Source organism: Microcoleus sp. LEGE 07076 (genome assembly GCF_015207455.1).
Lineage (GTDB): Bacteria > Cyanobacteriota > Cyanobacteriia > Cyanobacteriales > Microcoleaceae > Microcoleus.
This window is the reverse complement of record NZ_JADEWV010000081.1, coordinates 1-21,050: the sequence shown is the minus strand read 5'-3', so window position 1 is coordinate 21,050 and position 21,050 is coordinate 1. Positions and strand designations below refer to the sequence as shown.

The window sequence follows — 21,050 nt, the reverse complement described above, 5'->3', positions numbered from 1 at the left end:
ATTTTTCTCGTCAGTCTCGAAATCTCGATCCCCCTCGCATCCCCTTTAAGAAGGAGGACTTTGAACGTTCTTGTCCCCCCATTTTTATGGAGACTGTGAACGTTCTTGTCCCCCCATTTTTGAAGGGGAGTGGGGTTGACTTTGAGCGCTCTTGTCCCCTCCTTGTTAAGGGGGGCGCCGGGGGGATCTCCGGGTTGAAAAACACGCCCTAGGGGAGATCGAGCCGATCGTCGTCAAACGCCCTCTAAGCAGCTCTGCGATCCGAATCCAGAATCACTTCAGCCATCGTGTAATCGCGTTTAATCGCGAGATTGTTGAGATAGCCGATCGGATCTTCAGCATTAAACACCGAGCCATCAAACAAGCGGAGAGAACCCCGAGTGTAAGTAATATCGGACATACCCAATTCTCGGGCTGCGGTGCTGAACGGGCCGACGCGGACTACCCGTTCCAGAATTTCCACCCAGTTGCGCGGGAACACGGTATCGTTCCAGCGCGCCATCTGCACCATGTGCCACAACTGTTCGGTGCGGCTGGGGCGGTTCACCCCGTCTCCGGCGAACAAGTGGTGAGCGTATTCCCGCATCGGAGTATCCAGATTGCAAACAGTAGATTTGGGATTGCCAATTTGGATGTAACTCTTGTCAGTACCCACATACTCCCGTCCCGCCACAATCTCGGAAACCTCGTCAGCGTGGGCCGGATCGGCGCAATAGTGGCAAGCTTCCAGCAAAGCTTTCACCAGAGCAATGTGAGTGTTCGGGTAAGCATTCGCCCACTCTTCCCGAACTCCCAGAATTTTTGCCGGGTGTCCGGGCCACAGTTCCAAATCCGTAGCCACAGTAAAGCCGACTCCTTCCATCGCGGCGCGCAAGTTCCAAGGTTCGCCAACGCAGAAACCGTCAATCGTGCCGCCTTGCAAGTCCACGATCATCTGGGCCGGAGGGATGTTTTTGAGCGAAACATCGAGGTCGGGGTCAATGCCGCCGGAAGCCAGCCAGTAGCGCAGCAGCAGGTTGTGCATCGATGAAGGGTGAACGATGCCCATGCGGTGAGTTTGGGCGGGGGTTCTGTGCAGCATTTCTTTGAAATCTGCCAGAGTGTAGATTCCTTGGTCGTAAAAGCGCCTCGCCAGAGTAATTCCGTTGCCGTTGCGGCTCATGGTGAGGGCTGTAACGGTTGGTATCGGTTTTTCTTTGTAGCCTCCCAAGCTCAACCACGCCGCCATCCCCGAGGGCATTTGAGCTGCGTCCAAGTAGCCTGCGGCGATGCCGTCTACGATGCCGCGCCAGCTCGTTTCCCGCACGAGATGGACTTCATCGAGTCCGTGTTTGGCAAATAAGCCTTTTTCTTTGGCGATGGCTAGGGGAGCGCAGGCGGCTAGGGGGATGAAGCCGAGTTCGAGGTTGACTTTTTCTAGGCCGTGGCGGGCGATCGCCGGTACTTTCCGCGCCCGCAGTTTTTTGACTCGTTTTTGTTGGTTGAGGAAGTAAATCATTTCGCTCCGCAGGGCGTAGTAGCTGGGGTGCGTGACTACTTCCATGCGCTTGCGGGGGCGGGGGATGTCTACTTCGAGAATGCCGCCAATCTTCGATTCCGGGCCGTTGGTGAGCATGACGATGCGATCGCTCAGCAATACCGCCTCATCCACGTCGTGCGTTACCATCAGGGCGCTGATTTCATACTCTTGGCAGATTTCCATCAACTTTTCTTGCAAGTTGCCGCGAGTCAAAGCGTCGAGTGCGCCGAAGGGTTCGTCCAACAGTAACAGTTTAGGGCGCAAGGCGAGGGCGCGGGCGATCGCAACTCTTTGTTTTTGTCCGCCCGATAGAAGAGCAGGCTGTTTCTCAGAGTGAGGGCCCAAGCCCACCATGTCGATGTGTTTTTGAATGATTTCGAGGCGTTCGGCTTTTGGTAAACCGTTCATTACTGAGTCTACGGCTAGAGTAATGTTTTCTCTGACCGTCCGCCAAGGCAGCAGCGAATAGTTTTGGAAAACTACCATGCGATCGGGGCCCGGCTTGGTGATTCTTTGCCCTTCGATTGTTACCAATCCTGCTGTGGGTAAATCCAAACCTGCCACCATATTTAGCAGAGTTGATTTGCCACAGCCCGAGTGTCCGATTAAGGAGATAAATTCTCCTTTTTGAATTTCTAAATCGATGCCTTTTAGGGCAACGTATTTGCCGCCATCTGATAAATTAAATACTTTTTCGAGCTGTTCTACTGCAATAATAACTGACATGGTTTTTAGGCCTTTTTTGTAGGTTTGTTATTTTCCTAGCTGTTGACTGTTGACTGTTGACTGTTCGCTGTTCGGTGTTGATATATAACAGCTAATTGTTAATACATGACTGGATACAGCAACCTGTTTTTTAAACCAACCAAAAAACTTTTTTTAATCCATTAACAAGAGTTTAAAAAAAGGTTTCTCAGCCTGAGAGTTCGTAATTGCTGTAACCGTGAACCGTGAACATTCAACAGTCAACATATCTAATTAGCTACTTTCCTTGACTAGGAGCAATCTTTTGCTGCAACCAAGCCATCATGCGATCGAGCAGCAAACCAACAGCCCCAATGTAGAACACCGCTAACAAAATTTCGCTGATGTAGTTCTGCTGGTAAGCGTTCCAAATAAAGAAGCCGATACCAGTAATCCCTGACATCACAATTTCCGCTGCAATAATCGCCAGCCAAGCTAGCCCGATCGCAATTCTCAATCCCGTAAAAATGTAAGGAAGCGCCGACGGAAACAAAATATTTAGGTAATACTCTTTCCGAGTCAGTTGCAGCACTTTCGCCACGTTGTTATAGTCATCGGGAATTTGGCGGACACCTTCAGCGGTGTTGATCAAAATCGGCCAAACTGCTGTGATAAAAATCACGAACAAAGCAGCAGGTTCGTTTTGTTGCAGTGCAGCCAGGGCGATCGGCACCCAAGCCAGAGGCGCAACCATCCGCAAAAACTGAAAAAGCGGGTCTAAAGCCTTGTTCAGGAAGGGATTAGTACCTACCACAACCCCCAGGCCAATTCCTACAATAGCCGCGAGAGTGTAGCCTTTTGCCACCCGTTCCAAACTAGCCAAAGTCTGCCAAAACAAGCCGACTCCGTAAGTTTTGGAGTTCATGAAAGGATACAGTAACAAGACCCGCGTCCGTTCGTCAGTCCAAACGCTGATTGGTCCTGGCAGTTTGATCAGTCCCGTACTCGACAGGAATTGCCAAACCAACAGAAATCCCAAAATCCCTAAAAGTGGTGGCAAAATATTTGGTGAATTCTTCTTCCAAAACTCGCCAAATCCTCCTTGGACATCGCCACCTTTCCGAATTGTACTTACAGCCATGTTGCTAATCTCCTATGTTTCTGCTGTTGATTTTCAGGACTTAAGTTATGGAAAGCTTTGATCGAGTAACAAGGGTCTCGCATTTTTGTGGAGGCTGATTGTTTTTAGGGTGGGATTTAAATCGCAAGCCCCTAAAAACATCATTGTCAACGATCGGGGCCCGCACTCACAGGCACTGCCCCTACCACAGGTCAACTGTTTAACCTATCAGACTTTTTTAATTGCCAAACTCTTGAGGTAATCTTCGGGTTTGTCTGGGTTAAATTCTTTGCCGTCAAAGAACTTCTCAACGCCACGAGACGTACTTTTGGGAATTTCAGCATCAGGAACTCCGGCTAATTTAGCTGCGGCTTTCCACAAATCTTCGCGGTTGACTTTATCGATGATTGCCTTTTGGTCTGCCAAGGTTTTTGTCGGCAGGAAACCCCAGCGCACGCTTTCGGTTAAGAACCACAAATCGTGACTTTTGTAGGGATAAGAAACATTGCCGATGCCATCCTTCCAATACAGAGGGCTCATCTGGAAGTCGTTGATCTCTGTTTGACCGTCACCCATCATGTACTTGCCTTCGTAGGGAGGCGTCAAAATTTTGGGAGCTACGTCAAAGAAGTTTTTGCCCGAAGCAATGGCCACTAATTCGGCGCGATTTTCTGGTTTGTCGCACCACTGCTGGGCTTCGATCAGTCCTGCTAAGAGGGCTTCTGTGGCTTTGGGGTGTTTGTCTACCCAGTCGCTGCGAATTCCTAAATATTCCTCTGGGTGAGATTTCCAAATTTGGGCAGTCAGGGCCGACATGAAGCCAACTTTATCTTGAACGATCCGGTACGGCCAGGGGTCGCCGGTACTGAAACCATCCATACTTCCGGTTTTCATGTTGGCGACGGTTTGGGCCGGCGGTACTGTTAGCAACTCAACATCTGCGTCGGGGTCGATGCCGTTAGCGGCTAGCCAGTAGCGAATCCAAAAGTCTTGGTTGACTTTGGGGAAGGTGTAGGCTGCTTTGAAAGGAGTACCTGCTTTTTTGAGGCCTTTGATGTAGTCTTGGGCCGCTTGGTCTAGTTTGAGTCCGATTCCTTTACCTTCGTGTTTTCCGGCGATCGCAATTCCATTTCCCTGAGTGTTCAACTGGGCTAGAACATACATCGGAATTTTGACGCTACCTTTGGTGATCAGACCTTGACTAATTTGATAGGGCATGGGCATTTGCCACTGGCCTCCGTCAATGCCGCCGCCGGCAGATCCGATTTCTAAGTTGTCTCTGGCCGAGCCCCAGTTGGCTTGCTTGGCGACTGTGACTTCAGTCATGCCGTATTTGGCAAAGAAACCTTTTTCTTGGGCAATAATTAAACCTGCTGCTTCGACGATCGGGATGTATCCCAGCGTAATCTTTGTGCTTTCGATGCCTTCTACTCTTTTCTCGTTGGCAACAGCAACTGCTGATGTGGCCGCAGGTACTGCCCCGCTACCAGCAGTAGTGCTACCGCCGCCGGCACTTGCAGCAGTTGCACCTGGTTCTGGGGGATTTCCCAAACAGCCTTTTAGCAAGACTGAACTGACGGCAGATGCACCTGCTGTAACAATAAATTTACGCCGGGAAAATTGCTCTGAAAATTTTGTCATAGCCTAGCTTCGTTCCTATTCATAAATCTTCTGTAACGACATCACTGAAGTTTATCAAAGCGCTTTTTTGCTGTTCCCTTGCTTGGCCAAGCAAGGGAACTATTTTGAGCGCTGGTTGGCAGCGGGGCTCGAAAGATTTATTGCTAGCATAAGTCTTTTAAATATCCCTGCTGATTTTACACTTTTGATTAACTTAATATTGCGATCGGCCAAGTTGTGTTAGCCAGCAAAGAGCGAGTTTCACATTTTCTTGTCTTGGTTATTCAGTTTAGCGTACTCTTGCTGCAATTATAAAACAAATATTAAAATTAATTGATAAGTAAATGTTTTAGGAGGCTGCTGTCAATAAGCAAAGGTTGGGAGCGGCGATCGGGCTGGTTTTGTCAAAACTGTTTCTAGCTAGGACTTATAGCGTAAGGGCTTTCGCGAAGGGCGATCGGGATGCATTCAATTCCATTGTCAATAAGCGGCCAATATCTGAGCGATCGCACATTCATTTTGTTAATGTATGTGTACTTCTTTTAAGCTGGCGAGTTATTGTATATTACAATACAGACATAATTGGCGCTAAGTGCATATGTTGTTGGGTCGGAATGTTTTAAACGCAGAGGGCGCTCCAGAACACAGAGCCTCTAGAAGAGAGAGGTCAGTGGGAAAACCAGAGTTGGTGGCGATCGCCCTGACGCACCCTACAGGTGAATGGTGGATTAGTTAGGCGGATCGAAGCGGTTGACACAGAGAGCAATACCGATCGCAGGTAGCGCTACCCCAAAGCAAATCAGCCACTGAGGAAAACTCATCGGAGCTGTGTGGAATATGCTGTTGATAAACGGAGAATGAGCAAAGACGATTTGCAAAATCACAGTGGCGACAATGCCGAAAACCAGGGGGAAGACACCGCTAACTTTCTGCTTCGAGCCCTTAAATTTAGCGATTAAAGAAGGCAAAAATTGGCTGAGACTCAACAGGTAAAAAATTCTGCCGATTACCAAGGTTTGAATCGCCATTGTCCGGGCCAGTTCCAAATTTCCCCACGTTGTTTGGCGCACCCATTCAAACATTCCGAAAATCAACATCCAGTTGTAGAGGGAAATTGCTAAAATCCGCTCGATCCGGTTGGGGGTAAAGAAAGGTTCGTTGAGCGATCGCGGTGGTTGTTTCATCACTCCCGGTGACTTGGGCTCGAAGGCCAGAGGGACAGTCATCGTAATCGAGTTGAGGATATTCAGCCAGAGGATTTGTAGCGACAAAATCGGCAATTCCCGGCCCAACAAAGTGCTCAACAAAATAGCGATCGATTCTCCGCCGTTGAGTGGGAGAATGAAGCTGATTGCTTTGAGCAGGTTTTTGTAAACCGATCGCGCCTCTTCCACCGCAGATTCGATCGACGCAAAGTTGTCGTCAGTCAAAATCATGTCCGCAGCTTCCTGAGAAACATCCGTACCGCTACCCATCGCAATCCCGATATCCGCTTGTTTGAGGGGGGGGGCGTCGCTAACGCCGTTTCCGGTCATCGCTACAATTTCACCTTTTTGCTGCAAAGCTTCCACCAAGCGGAGTTTTTGTTCACGGGCGACGCGGGAAAAAACTGAGCCGGCTTCTACCGCTTCGGCGAGTTCGTTTTTGTTCATTTGGGCGAGCCCGGCGCCGGTATAGGTTAGGAGTTCGTTGTGGTGTTTGGTTTTGCCCAATCCCATGCGGCGGGCGATCGCATCCGCTGTAGCGGTGCGATCGCCGGTAATCATTTTGACTTGAATGTTGGCGGTTTGACAAGCTTGGACGGCCGCGATCGCTTCTACGCGCGGCGGGTTAATCATCCCTTGGATTCCCAAGAAAATTAGCCCAGATTCCAAATCAGCGCGATCGACGGAATTTTGGCTTTCTGGTACGGACTTTTTCGCTAAAGCCAAGACGCGCAAGCATTGTTCGGCCATTGCATCGGCTTGCTGGTGAATTTGCGCGCGATCGACTTCTGTGAGATTTCCTTCAACATCAAGACTGGAACCGCAGCGAGTCAGAATTGATTCTACCGAACCTTTAACGTACAAAATTTTACCGTTTGGAGTTCGGTGCAGTGTCGCCATGAATTGAAACTGCGATTCAAAGGGAATTGAATCCAGGCGCGGCATGGACTTTGCCAAAATTTCCTTCATCAAATCTGCTTTTTTAGCAGCAGCAATTAACGCCCCTTCCGTCGGATCGCCGACGACAACCCAATTATCATCTTTAAATTCCAGGCGAGAATCGTTGCACAACATTCCAGCCTGCAAACATTCTTGCAAAGTTGGAGCGTGGCTGGGTGTAATTGGCAGTTTGTTGAGTTGAATTTCGCCGTCGGGATTGTAGCCGCTACCGCTGACAGAGTAGGATGTGCCGCCGGCATAAATTTCTTGCACCATCATCTGGTTTTCGGTCAAAATTCCGGTTTTGTCGCCACAGATGACTGTCACGCCCCCAAGGGTTTCGACAGCAGCCAATTTGCGGACAATCACGTGGCGGCCGGCCATCCGGGAAACGCCGACGGCGAGGGTGAGGGTGATGACGGCGGGGAGGCCTGCGGGAATTGCGCCGACAATCAGGGCGACTGCGGCTTCTACTGCTTCTGTAAAGGCTGAAAATCCCGGCGGGACAGGCCAGCCCAACCTGACTGCAAAGGTCAAGCTTGCCACAGCTAGCACTAATAGCAGCCAGTGTTGGCTGAATTGATTGATTTTGGTGGTTAAAGGGGTGGTGAGGTCGGTGTCGGGGTCTAATAGTTGGGAGATTTTGGCGGTTTCGGTGTTGTTGGCGATCGCAATTACAATCCCGCTACCTTGGCCGAAGGTAACGAAACTGCCGGCATAAGCCATGTTATCTCTTTGGGCGAGGGCAGTTTCTGGCGGCAGAACCAAGTCTCCAGATTGTCCTAATTCTTTTTCGACAGCAACGGATTCGCCCGTCAGTCCCGACTCGTCGATTTGCAAATCGCGCACTTTAACTAAGCGCAAATCGGCCGGCACTTTGTCGCCGGAAGTTAGGGTTACTAAGTCGCCGACAACGAGTTCTTTTGAGGGAACTCTTAATTTTTGGCCGCCCCGGATGACTGTGGCTTCTGCGGTGACTGTCTGGGCGAGGGCTGCAATTTTTTTCTCAGTCCTCGCTTTTTGGATGAAGCTGATAGTAGCGTAGATAGTTGTGATGCCCAAAATTACGCTGGCGTTGACCCATTCCCCAATTACTGCTTTGATTAAACCCGCACTCAGTAAGATGATTAATAAAGGTTGGTTGGATTGCACGATTAATTTTAACCATGTCGGTTTACCAGCTTTTACTACTAATTTGTTAGCACCGAATTTTTCTTGGCGGCTGGCAGCTTCTGCTGGTTCTAAGCCTTGGTCTAGGTTGGTTTCTAATATAGTTGTAACCTTCGATTTTTCTAAGTAGTGCCAATATTGGTCTGCTACGTCTACATCGTTAGCGGTTGTTGCTGGCATAATTTTTTCTAAATATTTAGTATCTGGCGAGCTTTGATCGATCGCGAATCAGCGGTTTGAAGATTATACCTTTAATTTAGGTGGGATCAATGTTAAAACCTAGTTAGGAAACCAAATTCTGAACTTATGGAAATACTTGTGACGCTGGTGCTAGGTTCGGCGCTGTTTGTCTGGGGAATGCGCTTTGGAAAGCTGTTAGTTCGATCCGGAGTGACGGCTAACGATCTGTTTAAGGGCCGAAACTCGATCGCCCTGCTGTTTTTGGGTTTTTATATTGCCTTGCTGCTGCTGGCTCTAAATCTGCCTCAAATGCCAGCTTTGCCAGTGGAGTGGCGCTTTCATGGGATGCAAGTTACTTGGACTTTGCTCAGAGTGATGCTGATGGGAGTCTGCGGTATTGGCTTTAGTATAAGTTGGTTGACAGCGCGACCTCAAGTAATCGCAGTAATTTTAATTGGCTTGTTGGGATTGGGAGGATTTACAAGCGCTGAATCATACTTTATGGCGCCAATTTACGCTGATTTAATCGATAACTTGCGGCCCAATGGTGTATTTCAGCAAACATCTGACAGCAGTTGCGCGCCGGCAGCCTTAGCAACAGTTTTGAAGCGTTGGGGAATGGATGCGACGGAATCAAGCGTAGCGCGTTTGGCGGGGACGAGTCGCTTGGGAACTTCGATGCCGCAGTTAATTGTAGCAGCAAGAGCGTTGGGTGTCAGCGCAATAGAATTGAGGCCAACTTGGGAGCAAATGCAGCAAATCAATCGCCCCGGAGTGCTGTCAATTTCACTGGCTACTGGGGCAATCAAACGGCCGCACGCGGTAGCTTTGCTAGCGATAAATGACAGTGTAGCTATTATTGGCGATCCGGCGCGGGGGAAGATTTTTTATTTAGACAGGGCAACTTTAGCTCGATTTTGGCTGAATAATGAATACGTGCCGATTTTTCGATCGAATGATATTTTGTTAAGTGACAAGCAAGCTATTGATTATTTGACTAAGTTAGGATATAACTCTGGGAATTTAACAGCAGACATCGAGCGTTTTCAAACAGCTAAAAAAATGAAAATCAGCGGCAAGTTAGACCGGATGACTGAATTGATGTTGAGCGGCTCTTTTTTGGAGGGCGTGCCGAGATTGGATAGCAAATAGTTATTATTTATTATGAATTAATGAACCGCAGACAACGCAGAGGACGAGAGAAAGGAGAAAGAGAGAGTTTTTTCGGTAAGAGAGAATGGAACGCGAGCATCTCATTTTCGCAAAAAGTATTCTTTTAAAAGTGCTGTCCGCGAACAGCGTGGTTTCTAAAGCTTTGCTATGCTCTTCAAGGGCTCGCATTAAAAATGCAAGGGTGCAGTGGCTTGTGCAAGGCAAATATGTTTGGTAGGGGCGAAGCATGACCTCCGTCAATATGGGATTAAAACTAATAACTTCTATGCGGTCATGCTTCTTCAGGCTTCAAAAACCAGATGCACCCGTATTGTATTATAGCATTCATCAAATATCTAACAAAGAAATACCAGGCCAACTATCAATAGACTGAGTAGATTTAACCACATTCATGCCCGCTTCTGCGAATCTTAAAAAAGCCGCATCTGCGGGTTCAGTAAAATCAACAACACCAGGAACAACCACCGGCGAAGTACAATCTTCCAACAAATAAACCTTCCTAGCCAACATCGAATCCCGCGCCACAATTTCAGTCAAAAAATCATCAATCGTCCAAGCAACACAGTGACTCTTCGCTTGTCCCGCAATAATTACCGCATCAAACTCTAACAACTTATCAATAAACCCAGCATTTTTATGAGCAATCGGATTTCCGTCGGCCCCATCTAAGACTTCTGGCTGCAAAACCGAATAGTTTTCAGTTAAGGGATTGCCGCCCTTAATTTCAAAAAGTGCTTGACTTTCGCGGGCGATGCTGTGAAAAAATATCGCTTCTTCCACAGCAGAAACTAAGGCGTGTCCGATGCCGCCTAACATCGAATGATAGGGCCAAATTGTCAAGGGAAATTTGCCGTCATCGCTGAGTTTCTGCACGTAGTGAAGAGCGTGTTTTTCCAGTGCCGAAAAATTGCCACCGCCGATGCTGTCGGCGACGGCTGGATTAACTTTCCAGATATTTTTCCGCACATCTTCCAAGGTAATTGATGTGGCGGCTGGTTGCGGGTGTTCGCCTGCTGCATTTATCCAAAAAATTGGATGAAAAATTTGCATGACCGTATGGGTATCCATTGTCGGCGAAATAGTTGTAATTGAGTTTAAATTGCGGTAAATGAACTCACACAAGCGCAGGTTGTCGTCTACTGCACCGCTACCGGAACGCCCACCGACAAACAGTTCAAATTCCGGCAAACAAAAAGTATTTTGGGCATCGATTATCAACAAACAAATGCGATTTCTGTCCCTGGCTGCGGGCAGGATTTCGTGCTGTCTCGCCCAACTTTTCGCTTGACAAGCCCGTTCTTGGTAGGGTACGCGCCAAACTTCGCCTACTTTTTTTGCATCGAAACATTCAGGAATTGGGAGTTGCATTTTTGCTGTCATAGCCTGTCTATTTTAGAGTTAGTTGTAGCAATAACTTAAATTGGCAAAAAATATGCACTGATTAGAAAACCTTTCACTCTCTGATATCTTTCTCTGCGCCCTCTGCGCCCTCTGCGGTTCAAAAAAAATCCTTGATTTCTAATATAATACAAATAACAATTTGCGGATAAATTATGCCACCAGAATTAAACAAGAATTATTCCGATAAAAAAATTAAACAAAAATTCTGGTTTTTGTCGATCGCCCTTGGTATTGCCATCTTAATTCTAGCAACTAAATCTCCCTACGTTCAACAACAGTTAAGAACTGCATTAGTCCAGATCCAGGACTTAGGCTGGTGGGGCCCAGTCGCTTTTATCGCTACCTACAACTTAGCTACTATACTATTTATACCTGGTTCCGTGCTGACCTTGGGAGGAGGGGCGCTGTTTGGCCTGTGGTGGGGTTCAATCTACGTGTTTGTCGCCTCAATTTTAGGGGCTACCTTTGCTTTCCTGATCGGGCGATACTTGTCGCGCGATCGCGTGGTAAAATATATGGAAGCTCACCCAAAGTTCAAAGCCCTCGATCGCGCCGTTGCTAAAGAAGGATTAAAAATAGTTTTTTTAACTCGTCTCTGCCCTTTATTTCCGTTCAATTTATTAAATTACGCCTTGGGAATCACCCAAGTTTCTTTAAAAGATTACGTCTTAGGTTCCTTCGGGATGATTCCCGGAACCGTAATCTACGTTTACTCTGGTTCATTGGTAGGAGATATTGCTACAATTGGCTCAGCAACAGCCTCTACAAATCCCCAAGCAGAAGCAGTCAAATGGTTGATTAATATCATCAGTTTTACGGCTGCTGTCGCCGTCACTTTATATATAAGTCGGATTGCTCGCAAAGCTTTAGATGAAAGTGTTTAATTAGGAGAATTTGCTGATGTCGCAGTCAAAAGTCGATCGCGTAACCGTCCCCCCGATGGACGAATACAACCAAAAATTAGTCTCCTATTTGCATCCGTCAGATTGGGTAAATCCCCAGCCAGCTAGCAGTTACAATTTAGTAGTAATTGGCGCAGGGCCAGCCGGATTAATTGTCGCAGCCGGGGCGGCCGGTTTGGGCGCAAAAGTTGCTTTGATAGAAAAACATTTGATGGGGGGCGATTGTTTGAATGTCGGTTGCGTACCTTCAAAAAGTTTAATTAGATCCTCGCGCGCTGTCGGCGATATCTGGAATGCGAGCGAGTTTGGTGTTAATGTTTCTAACAATCCAGAAGTGGATTTTGGCGCAGTCATGGAACGGATGCGCCGGATTAGATCGGGAATCAGCGATGTGGATTCAGTTGAACGCTACCAGCACAAATTAGGAGTAGATGTTTTTCTAGGTTCCGGTCGTTTTACTAGCAACCGTACAGTAGAAGTTGCAGGTCAAAGCCTGCATTTTAAAAAAGCAGTAATTGCTACAGGTGCAAGGGCGCGACTACCACGAATCCCCGGTCTACAGGAAGCTGGATTTCTGACAAATGAAACTGTATTTAACCTCACAGAAAGACCTCAGCGTTTGGCTGTAATTGGCGCTGGGGCGATCGGCTGCGAATTGGCTCAAGCCTTTCGCAGGCTGGGTTCGGAAGTAGTGTTGCTGCACAAAAATGCTCACATTTTGGACAAGGAAGATGTCGGTGCTGCGACAATTGTGCAGCAGGCTTTTCTACGCGAAGGAATTCAATTAATACTTGAATCTCAAATAGAGCGCGTTGAGCAAACAAATGCAGGCAAAGTAGTTTATTATCAATCTCAAGGGAAGAAAGCATCGGTAACGGTAGATGAAATTATTGCTAGCACCGGACGATCGCCCAACGTGGAAGGATTGAATCTAGAGGCTGTGGGCGTTGAATACGATACACAAACGGGCGTATTTGTCAACGACAATTTGCAAACTACTAATCCCCGCATTTATGCCGCTGGAGATATTTGCATGAAATATAAATTTACTCACGCCGCTGATTTTGCCGCAAGAATGGTGATTCAAAACACTCTGTTTTTCGGGCGCAAAAAGCTCACCGCTTTGACAATACCTTGGTGTACTTATACAGATCCGGAAATTGCGCGCGTCGGAATGAGCGAAGCTGAGGCTGAAGCTAAAGGGATTGATATCGATACATTTTTGATTCCTTTCAGTCAAGTCGATCGGGCAATTATTGACGGCGAAGCAGAAGGATTTGTGAAAATTCAGGTCAAGAAAGGTAGCGACAAAATATTAGGTGCAACGATTGTCGCCCGACACGCGGGGGATATGATTAATACAATTACTTTAGCAATGGTTAACAATATTGGTTTGGGGAAAATTGCAAATGTAATTCACCCGTATCCGACACAATCGGAAGCAATTCGCAAAGCCGGAGATGCTTACAACCGCACTCGGTTGACACCGTTTGTGAAGAATTTGTTTGATAAATGGCTGGCTTGGACGCGGTAGATTAATAATATTAAACAATGAACATTACCTAAACTGGTTGACTCCTGCGATATCTCTTCAAAAGCGCAATGGATAAGTCCAGATGATGGTTAATTATACAGCAGAAACGGAGAAAGCTTGGTACAAGTCTCCTGCGATTGTAGCTGCTGTGGCTGTAAGCGCGATCGCCCTTGCAGCCAGGGCGAACGCATCTAAACTTTAGATTAACAGAATATGGTATATTGGACAAGAATTATTGAGTAACTACAAAACATTTAATTAGGGTTCACCTGTATGAAACTTAAACCTAAAATTACCATCGCCGACCATTTTTTTGACCTAAAAGACCCAAGAGTCGAGCGAACGAGACATCATCAATTAATTGATATTATCACCCTCTCAATTTCTGCCGTGATTTGCGGTGCTGATACATGGGTGGATCTGGAAAGTTACGGTCGCTCTAAATACGAATGGTTAAAGAAATTTTGAGAATTGCCGAATGGCATACCTTCTCACGACACAATTGCACTCCTTATTTTCTCGCCTCAATCCGGAACTATTTCAGAAATGTTTTTTGAGTTGGATTCAATCTATTAGCTGCTTAAATCCAGGAGAAGTAATTGCACTTGATGGAAAAACTCTTCGCCATTTTTACGATCGAGGAGGAAATAAAAAAGCAATTCATATGGTCAGTGCTTGGGCGACCAGCCAAAGATTAGTTTTAGGACAAGTTAAAGTTGACAAAGTTAAGTAAGATTGAAGGACTGAAGTCCGATGATTTCAACCAATTTTTGTAATATTTTTATTTTTTTAAATTCGATGGCAGCGAACTGATTAATGACTAATGACTAATGACTAATGACCAATGACCAATGATATCAAATCCGGTAGCATCGGAATGACTCAGATATATATTCTCTCCCTCTGTGTACTCTGTGTACTCTGCGGTTAAATCATTCCAATCCAAACGGAAACGATATGACTAATGACTAATGACCAATGACTAATGACTAATGACCAATGACTATTATCCTTCAAATGCGGCAACCGAAACCCGATCGCGCCCTGCTGCTTTCGCCCGATAAAGCGACTCATCGGCGATCGCAATTAAGGTTGCCGGCTGCGACATCGGCGCTGGAATGCAGCAAGCCACACCCAAACTCAGCGTCACGTATTCGCTGACACCAGACTTCGCGTGAACTATCTGCAAACCCCGTACCTGTTGGTTGATAATTTCAGCTACGCAAGCCGCACCATCAATATCCGTATTCGGCAAAACTATGGCAAATTCTTCTCCACCGTAGCGCGCAACTAAATCAGCCGATCGCTTTACCGAACGCTGCAAAAGCTGCGCCACTTGCTGCAAACACTCATCACCCGCTTGGTGGCCGTAAGTATCGTTATAAAGTTTGAAATAATCGATATCGCACATAATCAAAGACAGCGGTGCTTCTTCCCTCGCCAAACGCCGCCATTCCGTATCTAGATAATCGTTAAAAAAGCGGCGGTTTCTTACCTCAGTCAAACTGTCGTAAGTTGCCAAATACTGCAAGGCTCGATTCACCGTTTCTAACTGACGTTTTTGCTGCTGCAACTGACGGTTGAGTACCGTCAACTGCTGTTCGACTGCGTGGGTTCTGAGCAAATTTCTTACCCTCGCCAGCAGTTCCCTCTCGTCAAAAGGTTTTGCAATATAATCGTCAGCACCCGCATCCAAACTTTCGATCCGAGCTTCCATGCCCGATCGCGCTGTCAAAAAGATTACCGGAGTCGAACTCAATTCCGGTGTGTTCCGAATCTCCTTGAGCAAATCAAGTCCATTTTGTCTGGGCATGATTTGGTCGCTCAAAATCAAATTCGGGTGCAAAGTTTTGGCTTTTTCTAAACCTTCTACCCCGTCCACCGCCACGGCGACTCGATAGTACGGACTCAATAATGTTTGGAGGTAAGCCAGCAGAAAATTGTTGTCTTCTACTACCAGCAGCAGCGGTAATTCTCCGCTGTCAGTTGTTGATTCTTCCCCATATTTTTTGCCGTCAAAACTGTTGAAGTCGGGCGGAGGGGCGGGGTGCGCGATCGCCCCGAGATTTCCCTCGCCCCAGTCTTGAGTGCTAAATCCAGTCAGTCCTGCCAATTGGAGGATCGCGCTCACCAACTGATTCGCCGACACCGGCTTCGACAAATGCTTCTGAAACCCAGCCTCCAGTGCCGAGGCATCATCATCCTCTGCCCAAAGGCCTCCCGTCAGGGCCACCGCCGGCAGCAGTTGCCTGTGCTGGGACATTTCCATAGCTCTGACACGGCGGATCAAATCGCAGCCGTCTGTTTCGGACACTGCGATATCGCTCACCAACACGTCTGGGCGCGACTGTTCCAACTCGGCCATCGCTTCGCAAGCGCTGCCCACCACCTTTACTTTGGCTCCAAATGCTTCCAGGGCAGTTTTAAGAAAGTCGCGGCTCTCGGCGCCGCCGTCAACCACTAGCACTTGCTTTCCCTCTAAGGGTTTGGGAACAGATCCGGGTGTATTTTCGATGGGCGCGATCGCAGCAGTGCGATCGCTCGGATTGTTGCTGTTGGCGATCGGTAGCTGCACCTCAAACGTCGCCCCCTCTCCAATGCCGGGACTGCTCGCCCAAACAGTTCCCCCGTGCAGTTCCACCAACTGCCGCACAATTGAGAGTCCCAAGCCCAGCCGATTTTGTTCCTTCGTCTGGAAGCTCTCTGCGGGGCGGAAGTAGTCAAAGATGCAGGGCAGAAATTTGGGGTCAATCCCGCAACCGCTGTCGCTGACGCGAATCAGCGCGCCCGACGCACTAGACTCGATCTTTATTTCGACTAGCCCGGTGGCTGATTCCGGGATGAATTTGATCGCGTTGGCGAGCAAGTTCCAGACTACTTGCTGCAACCGTTCTCCATCTGCCAAAATGTAGGTGAGAGCGGGGTCGAAATGTGTTTCTATGCGGATGTTTTTGGCATCGGCGGCGGGGGCGAGGGTGTCGATCGCCGATTCGATGACAGAGGGGAGGTGAACCCGGCCGACGTTCAAGTGGACTTTTCCCCGCAGCAGCCGCGAAAGATCGAGGAGATTGTCTATTTGTCGGTTTTGCAATCTGGCGTTGCGCTCGATGATTTCCAATGCGCGGCTGGTGGTGGCTTCGTTTAACTTGCGCGATCGCGCTAGCTGCGCCCATCCCAAAATCGCGCTCAGGGGCGATCGCAGTTCGTGGGACGCGATCGCCAGAAATTCGTCTTTTGCCCGGTTGGCTTGGGTTTGGGCTGCTTCCACAGTTTTGCGAGCGGTGATGTCGAATCCGATCGCCATATACTGATTGGGTTTTCCGTTAGCGTCCGCTAACGGAACTACTGTTGCGTAAACCCAATAATCGCTGCCATTTTTAGCTTGATTCTTAATTTCTCCTTGCCAAACTTCATTTTTGGCAACAGTTGACCGCAAATTTTTGATTAATTCCCAAGACTTATATTCCGAGTGAAGGATGCCGAAATGGCTGCCGATCAGTTCGGCGCGCGAATAGTTAGAGATGCTACAAACTCGATCGCTGACATAGTTGATAATTCCTCGGGCGTTTGTCCTCACCGCCAGTGCCGAGCGGTCGATCGCTCCTTTAAAATCTAAACATTCTTGCAGCGATGAATCTAGTTCTTTTGTCGTATAAAATTTGTCTGGGCGATCCGGTCTATGTGCTTCCTGGCGATCGGTCTTATCCTTGCTCCGCTGTTGAATTTCCATTGCTTCTATTTTCCCCTGACGGCTGAAACCTAATCTACTCGCATCCTGATTCATTATCACTGTTTTTTTCCCGCACCTGCGGTGTAATATTTTGTATCTCTTCATTTTTCCGAAAAATCGGCCGTCCGCACGTCTACTCGGGAGTCACCTCAAATTTTATTTACAGTTTGGCTAAATTTTGTCAATCTGAGGACAGATTTTATCGGATTTTCGCGATCGGGTGCTGGGTAATACCATTTTAGATTTTAGATTTTAGATTTTAGGATGGGAATGACTGATAAATTCAGGGTGTGGAGCGCGGGTCTACAGTTGCATTCTTGTTTTAAACTGGTATAAAAACAGTCAATTTTTTTCTCACAATTGCTCTCCCCCACCAGGCACAAAATCTCCTGTTCCGCACGCTTTCGGGTCACCGGCATTCGGCCTCCCCTCCACTCAAGCAGATATGTGCGGGGCTTAACATTTCTCAAAAATTTGGTTGGCAAAGCGCGAACAAAATCCGTGTTTGGCGATCGACCCCAACTTCTGTTAAATTATTTTCTTCTACATCTTGACAGCCCTGTAAATTTTTTGTATTATAAACTGTAATATACCCTCAAACGAGAGAGCAGCCCAACTGCATTGACACACTCAACTATTAACAACTTGAGGAAAATGAGCTGTGAATTTAGACGCAGTACGCCAGCAATTTGAACAAAGAGCATTTGATTATGACGGTTTAATTCCCCGCCTCATTCCGCACTATCGCGAGCAACAGGATTTAATATTGCAGTTAATTCCTTTTGAAACCAATGCTAACATAAAAGTTCTGGATTTAGGCGCGGGGACTGGCATACTGTCGGCTCTGATTTTGCAAGCATTTCCTCAAGCGAAAGTCCTAGCCTTTGACATTGCCCAAAATATGCTGAAAATTTGTCAAACTAACTTGTCCGCTTTCGGAAAACGCCTGAGATTGCAGCAGGGAAATTTCGCAGAAGATGATTTCGGCAGCGGTTACGATTTGGTAGTTTCAGGGTTAGCAATCCACCACCTAGACAGCGCCGGGAAACAACATCTATTTCACCAGCTTTTCCAGTCTATAAATCCAGAGGGAATCTTGCTAATTCGAGACATTGTGACAGGTGCTACTCCCAAGCTGACCGAGCAATACGAAAAGTTGTGGCGGCAGTACATGAAAGTTAATGGAGAAGATGATACAGCCTGGTTTCAAAACTATCTAAAAGAAGATATCCCCTCCTCTGTGGAAGAGCAGACAAAGTGGCTTGCAGAAGCTGGTTTTGCCGACGCAGGATGTCACTGGCGCTATCTCAACTTTGCTATTTTTGGGGCAGTAAAAAGCTAACTAAGCTGTTCGGCATTTAAAAGAGAATAGTAAGTTGCGGAGCGTACATAAATATTTCCAATATCCAGCAAGTGTGATAGCTGACCAAAATTTTCAAAGGTGGCATCCGCCACGTGATTGCTCCGTGGAATCAATCCAAAATCTACAATCTAAAATCCTCAAGCCCCCGAATTTATCCGTGGGGTAAATCCAAAATCTAAAATCTAAAATCTAAAATCTAAAATCTAAAATCGAATGACGCAACCTACTTCTATTGTTATTGGTTTAAATGCGTAATAGCTTAATGCAATCAATGACATGAATGATTCACGATTAGTAAAAATCAGCAAATATCTCAGCAGACACCTGCGCCACGCGCCCTCGCGCATTGGCATTCAACTCGCGCCGGGGGGCTGGGTTCCTGTTAGCGAACTCCTCGCTGCGTGCCAAAAAAATAACTTCCCCCTTCAGCTTGCAGAACTCAAAAAAGTAGTCGCAGAAAACGAAAAACAGCGCTTTTCCTTCGACGAAACCGGAACTCTAATTCGTGCCAACCAAGGACACAGTGTAGAGGTTGACTTGCAGTTAGAACCCGCGGTTCCTCCAGATATTTTATATCACGGAACCAGTAGCACTGCCGTCGAGTCTATTCTCAGTCAAGGAATTAGGAAAATGTCGCGGCATCACGTTCATTTGTCGGTGAATATCCAGACGGCGCGCCAAGTAGGTGCCAGACACGGTATCCCGGCAGTCTTTACTGTAGATGCCGCAGCAATGCAGCGCGACGGCCATACATTTTACTGCTCGGAAAACAAAGTTTGGCTTGTAGATTCTGTGCCGCCAAATTATCTAAAAAAAAGTTGATAATTGGCTTTTTTTTGTATAAAGTGTACCAAAAAAATGTAAAATAAGAGTAAGTAGGAGTTGCAATAAGTGAGTGCGGAAGACATGGGCGATCGCCAAAACAATTTTACTCAAAACAATCCTCAAAATCGAGGGCTGCTAGGCTCGGGCTGGCGACCTCTCTACCGTCAATTTGATTGGGAACATCTGCTGTACTTAGCGTCAAGCGACCCCGTAGAACTAGCTCAAAAAACTTTAGATGCAGCTAGCGATATTGCTGACGCAATGGGGCGACATCAATATACCTGGTGGGCAAATATTTTAAATGTATTCTCGGAAAATACTCGCTACGAAATGGATGAATTTTGGGATTACATTACTCCGCAGCCCGTTTACCCGGATTACCGCTACAAAGACGTTTTAGTTACTGAAACGCCCGTGGTGCAATTGGTCAGCCGCGCTAGTATTCCCATCGACTACGTTCTCAACAAACTCCAAGAAATTACTGTTTTCAAACTTCTGGATTTGTTGGGCAAACCGGATGCGATTACCCAGTCTTTTATGGAGCGACATTTTTCTTATCCCAGGGAGCGATTTGTTAGCTGGGAACGCTTGGAAGTTTTGGGTACTGTTTATGCTTATTGGGGTGAATTCGGCTGTTGGCTGCAAATTGACAGCTACGACAGGGGAAGACGTTGCTACACTCTGATTTGTAAAGATATTGCGCCGCTCCTTAGCAAGGCAACTTACAATTTAGCGGTGATTCTGAGCGGGTACAAAAGCCGCGTCGGACAGGTTCACAGCCAGTTCCCAATTCGGACTTTTTCTGCGGATGTTCAAGCTTTTACTGATAATGTTCAGCAGGCAATTCTCGATCGCAATCAGTTGGCTGTTTTGGTTAGCGGCGAACCTGGGACGGGCAAAACTGCTTGGACGCAAGCGGTGGCGAAGGAGATTTTAGTGCCGCTGGGTTATGTGATTTTTATTTTAGACCATGATGCTGTGGAAAATTTTGTGCCACCGAGTTATTTAGAGCGGATTTGCATTATTATCAACGAGGCTGATAATTTGGCTCAAGATCGATCGACCGCAGTCGCCCAACGCACTAACAAAACTGAACATATTTTGAGTTTGCTGGATGGAACTTTGTATCAAAGCGTTATGGACGAACACGGGATTCAATTTCAGCAAAAACTCGTGGTGTTGATGACTTGCAACACGACTGAAAGATTAGATCATGCAATGTTGCGGAAGGGGAGAGTGGATTTTACCAGTGAATTTACGCACAAATTTGTGTGAGCGGACACCTAAAGTCTCAAGCAATTGAGGTAATTGCAAGACCTGCACGAGTTCAAATACCTCACGATTCTGGGTTTATGGTGGATACGGTATCAAACACAACTGTTCGCGATTCTGTGATGCCCTTGGAGTAAGGATATGCGGTTTGTTTATCACCACAAACTCAGGAGAGCCAACCAAACAATCTCTCTCAAATCTTGAGCGGTGTAATTTGGAGTGGAGAAAATGGGTATACTGAGCTCATGTTAGAACAGCTTACACCATAAGCTATTTAGGATAAAAACCATAAACCAAACAATCTCTCTCAAATCTTGAGCGGTGTAATTTGGAGTGGAGAAAATGGGTATACTGAGCTCATGTTAGAACAGCTTACACCATAAGCTATTTAGGATAAAAGCCATAAACCAAAC

The 21,050-nt window shown here is 47.0% G+C and carries 13 protein-coding genes and 1 pseudogene; 8 read left to right on the top strand and 6 right to left on the bottom strand.

Going from position 1 to position 21,050, the window contains the following annotated elements; all coding sequences use genetic code 11:
- Positions 1–244 precede the first annotated feature (244 nt).
- From IQ270_RS15150 to IQ270_RS15135, 4 genes are all read right to left on the bottom strand, one after another.
- Positions 245–2,245, bottom strand: coding sequence for a nitrate ABC transporter ATP-binding protein (locus tag IQ270_RS15150; RefSeq protein ID WP_193974004.1), 2,001 nt, complete (start codon positions 2,243–2,245; stop codon positions 245–247).
- Between the two features lie 256 nt (positions 2,246–2,501).
- Positions 2,502–3,344, bottom strand: a complete 843-nt coding sequence (ntrB, locus tag IQ270_RS15145; RefSeq protein WP_193974003.1) for a nitrate ABC transporter permease — start codon at positions 3,342–3,344, stop codon at positions 2,502–2,504.
- Between the two features lie 207 nt (positions 3,345–3,551).
- Entirely contained in the window at positions 3,552–4,964 is a 1,413-nt protein-coding gene (locus tag IQ270_RS15140) for a CmpA/NrtA family ABC transporter substrate-binding protein (RefSeq protein WP_193974002.1), read from the bottom strand.
- A 707-nt stretch (positions 4,965–5,671) separates the two neighbouring features.
- Positions 5,672–8,437: an HAD-IC family P-type ATPase gene (locus tag IQ270_RS15135; RefSeq protein ID WP_193974001.1), complete on the bottom strand. Its 2,766-nt coding sequence runs from the start codon at positions 8,435–8,437 to the stop codon at positions 5,672–5,674.
- 126 nt (positions 8,438–8,563) lie between these two features.
- Between IQ270_RS15135 and IQ270_RS15130 the strand changes: the two genes are divergently transcribed.
- Positions 8,564–9,589, top strand: coding sequence for a cysteine peptidase family C39 domain-containing protein (locus IQ270_RS15130; RefSeq protein ID WP_193974000.1), 1,026 nt, complete (start codon positions 8,564–8,566; stop codon positions 9,587–9,589).
- 348 nt (positions 9,590–9,937) lie between these two features.
- Here the strand turns inward: IQ270_RS15130 and IQ270_RS15125 are convergent, their stop codons facing one another.
- Positions 9,938–10,990: an isochorismatase gene (locus IQ270_RS15125; RefSeq protein ID WP_193973999.1), complete on the bottom strand. Its 1,053-nt coding sequence runs from the start codon at positions 10,988–10,990 to the stop codon at positions 9,938–9,940.
- Positions 10,991–11,163: 173 nt separating this feature from the next.
- Between IQ270_RS15125 and IQ270_RS15120 the strand changes: the two genes are divergently transcribed.
- From IQ270_RS15120 to IQ270_RS31100, 3 genes and pseudogenes are all read left to right on the top strand, one after another.
- Complete coding sequence (locus IQ270_RS15120) at positions 11,164–11,895, top strand: TVP38/TMEM64 family protein (protein WP_193973998.1); 732 nt, start codon at positions 11,164–11,166, stop codon at positions 11,893–11,895.
- 16 nt (positions 11,896–11,911) lie between these two features.
- Entirely contained in the window at positions 11,912–13,447 is a 1,536-nt protein-coding gene (locus IQ270_RS15115) for a mercuric reductase (RefSeq protein ID WP_193973997.1), read from the top strand.
- Between the two features lie 273 nt (positions 13,448–13,720).
- Positions 13,721–14,171: pseudogene (locus tag IQ270_RS31100) on the top strand (ISAs1 family transposase); the annotation flags it as partial.
- Positions 14,172–14,453: 282 nt separating this feature from the next.
- Here the strand turns inward: IQ270_RS31100 and IQ270_RS15100 are convergent.
- Positions 14,454–17,231, bottom strand: a complete 2,778-nt coding sequence (locus tag IQ270_RS15100) for a diguanylate cyclase (RefSeq protein ID WP_228056391.1) — start codon at positions 17,229–17,231, stop codon at positions 14,454–14,456.
- Between the two features lie 607 nt (positions 17,232–17,838).
- Between IQ270_RS15100 and IQ270_RS15095 the strand changes: the two genes are divergently transcribed.
- The 4 genes from IQ270_RS15095 to IQ270_RS15080 all read left to right on the top strand — a co-directional run bounded on the left by IQ270_RS15095 (position 17,839) and on the right by IQ270_RS15080 (position 20,774).
- Positions 17,839–18,519 carry a class I SAM-dependent methyltransferase gene (locus tag IQ270_RS15095; protein WP_193973994.1) on the top strand — a complete coding sequence of 227 codons (681 nt, stop codon included), beginning with the start codon at positions 17,839–17,841 and terminating at the stop codon, positions 18,517–18,519.
- Positions 18,520–18,816: 297 nt separating this feature from the next.
- A complete protein-coding gene (locus tag IQ270_RS15090; RefSeq protein WP_193973993.1) occupies positions 18,817–19,362 on the top strand; it encodes an RNA 2'-phosphotransferase in 546 nt (181 codons plus the stop codon).
- A 69-nt stretch (positions 19,363–19,431) separates the two neighbouring features.
- Complete coding sequence (locus tag IQ270_RS15085; RefSeq protein ID WP_339384179.1) at positions 19,432–20,640, top strand: AAA family ATPase; 1,209 nt, start codon at positions 19,432–19,434, stop codon at positions 20,638–20,640.
- Positions 20,637–20,774, top strand: a complete 138-nt coding sequence (locus IQ270_RS15080) for a hypothetical protein (RefSeq protein WP_193973992.1) — start codon at positions 20,637–20,639, stop codon at positions 20,772–20,774. The genes IQ270_RS15085 and IQ270_RS15080 overlap by 4 nt, the downstream gene beginning before the upstream one ends.
- The last annotated feature ends 276 nt before the right edge of the window (positions 20,775–21,050 follow it).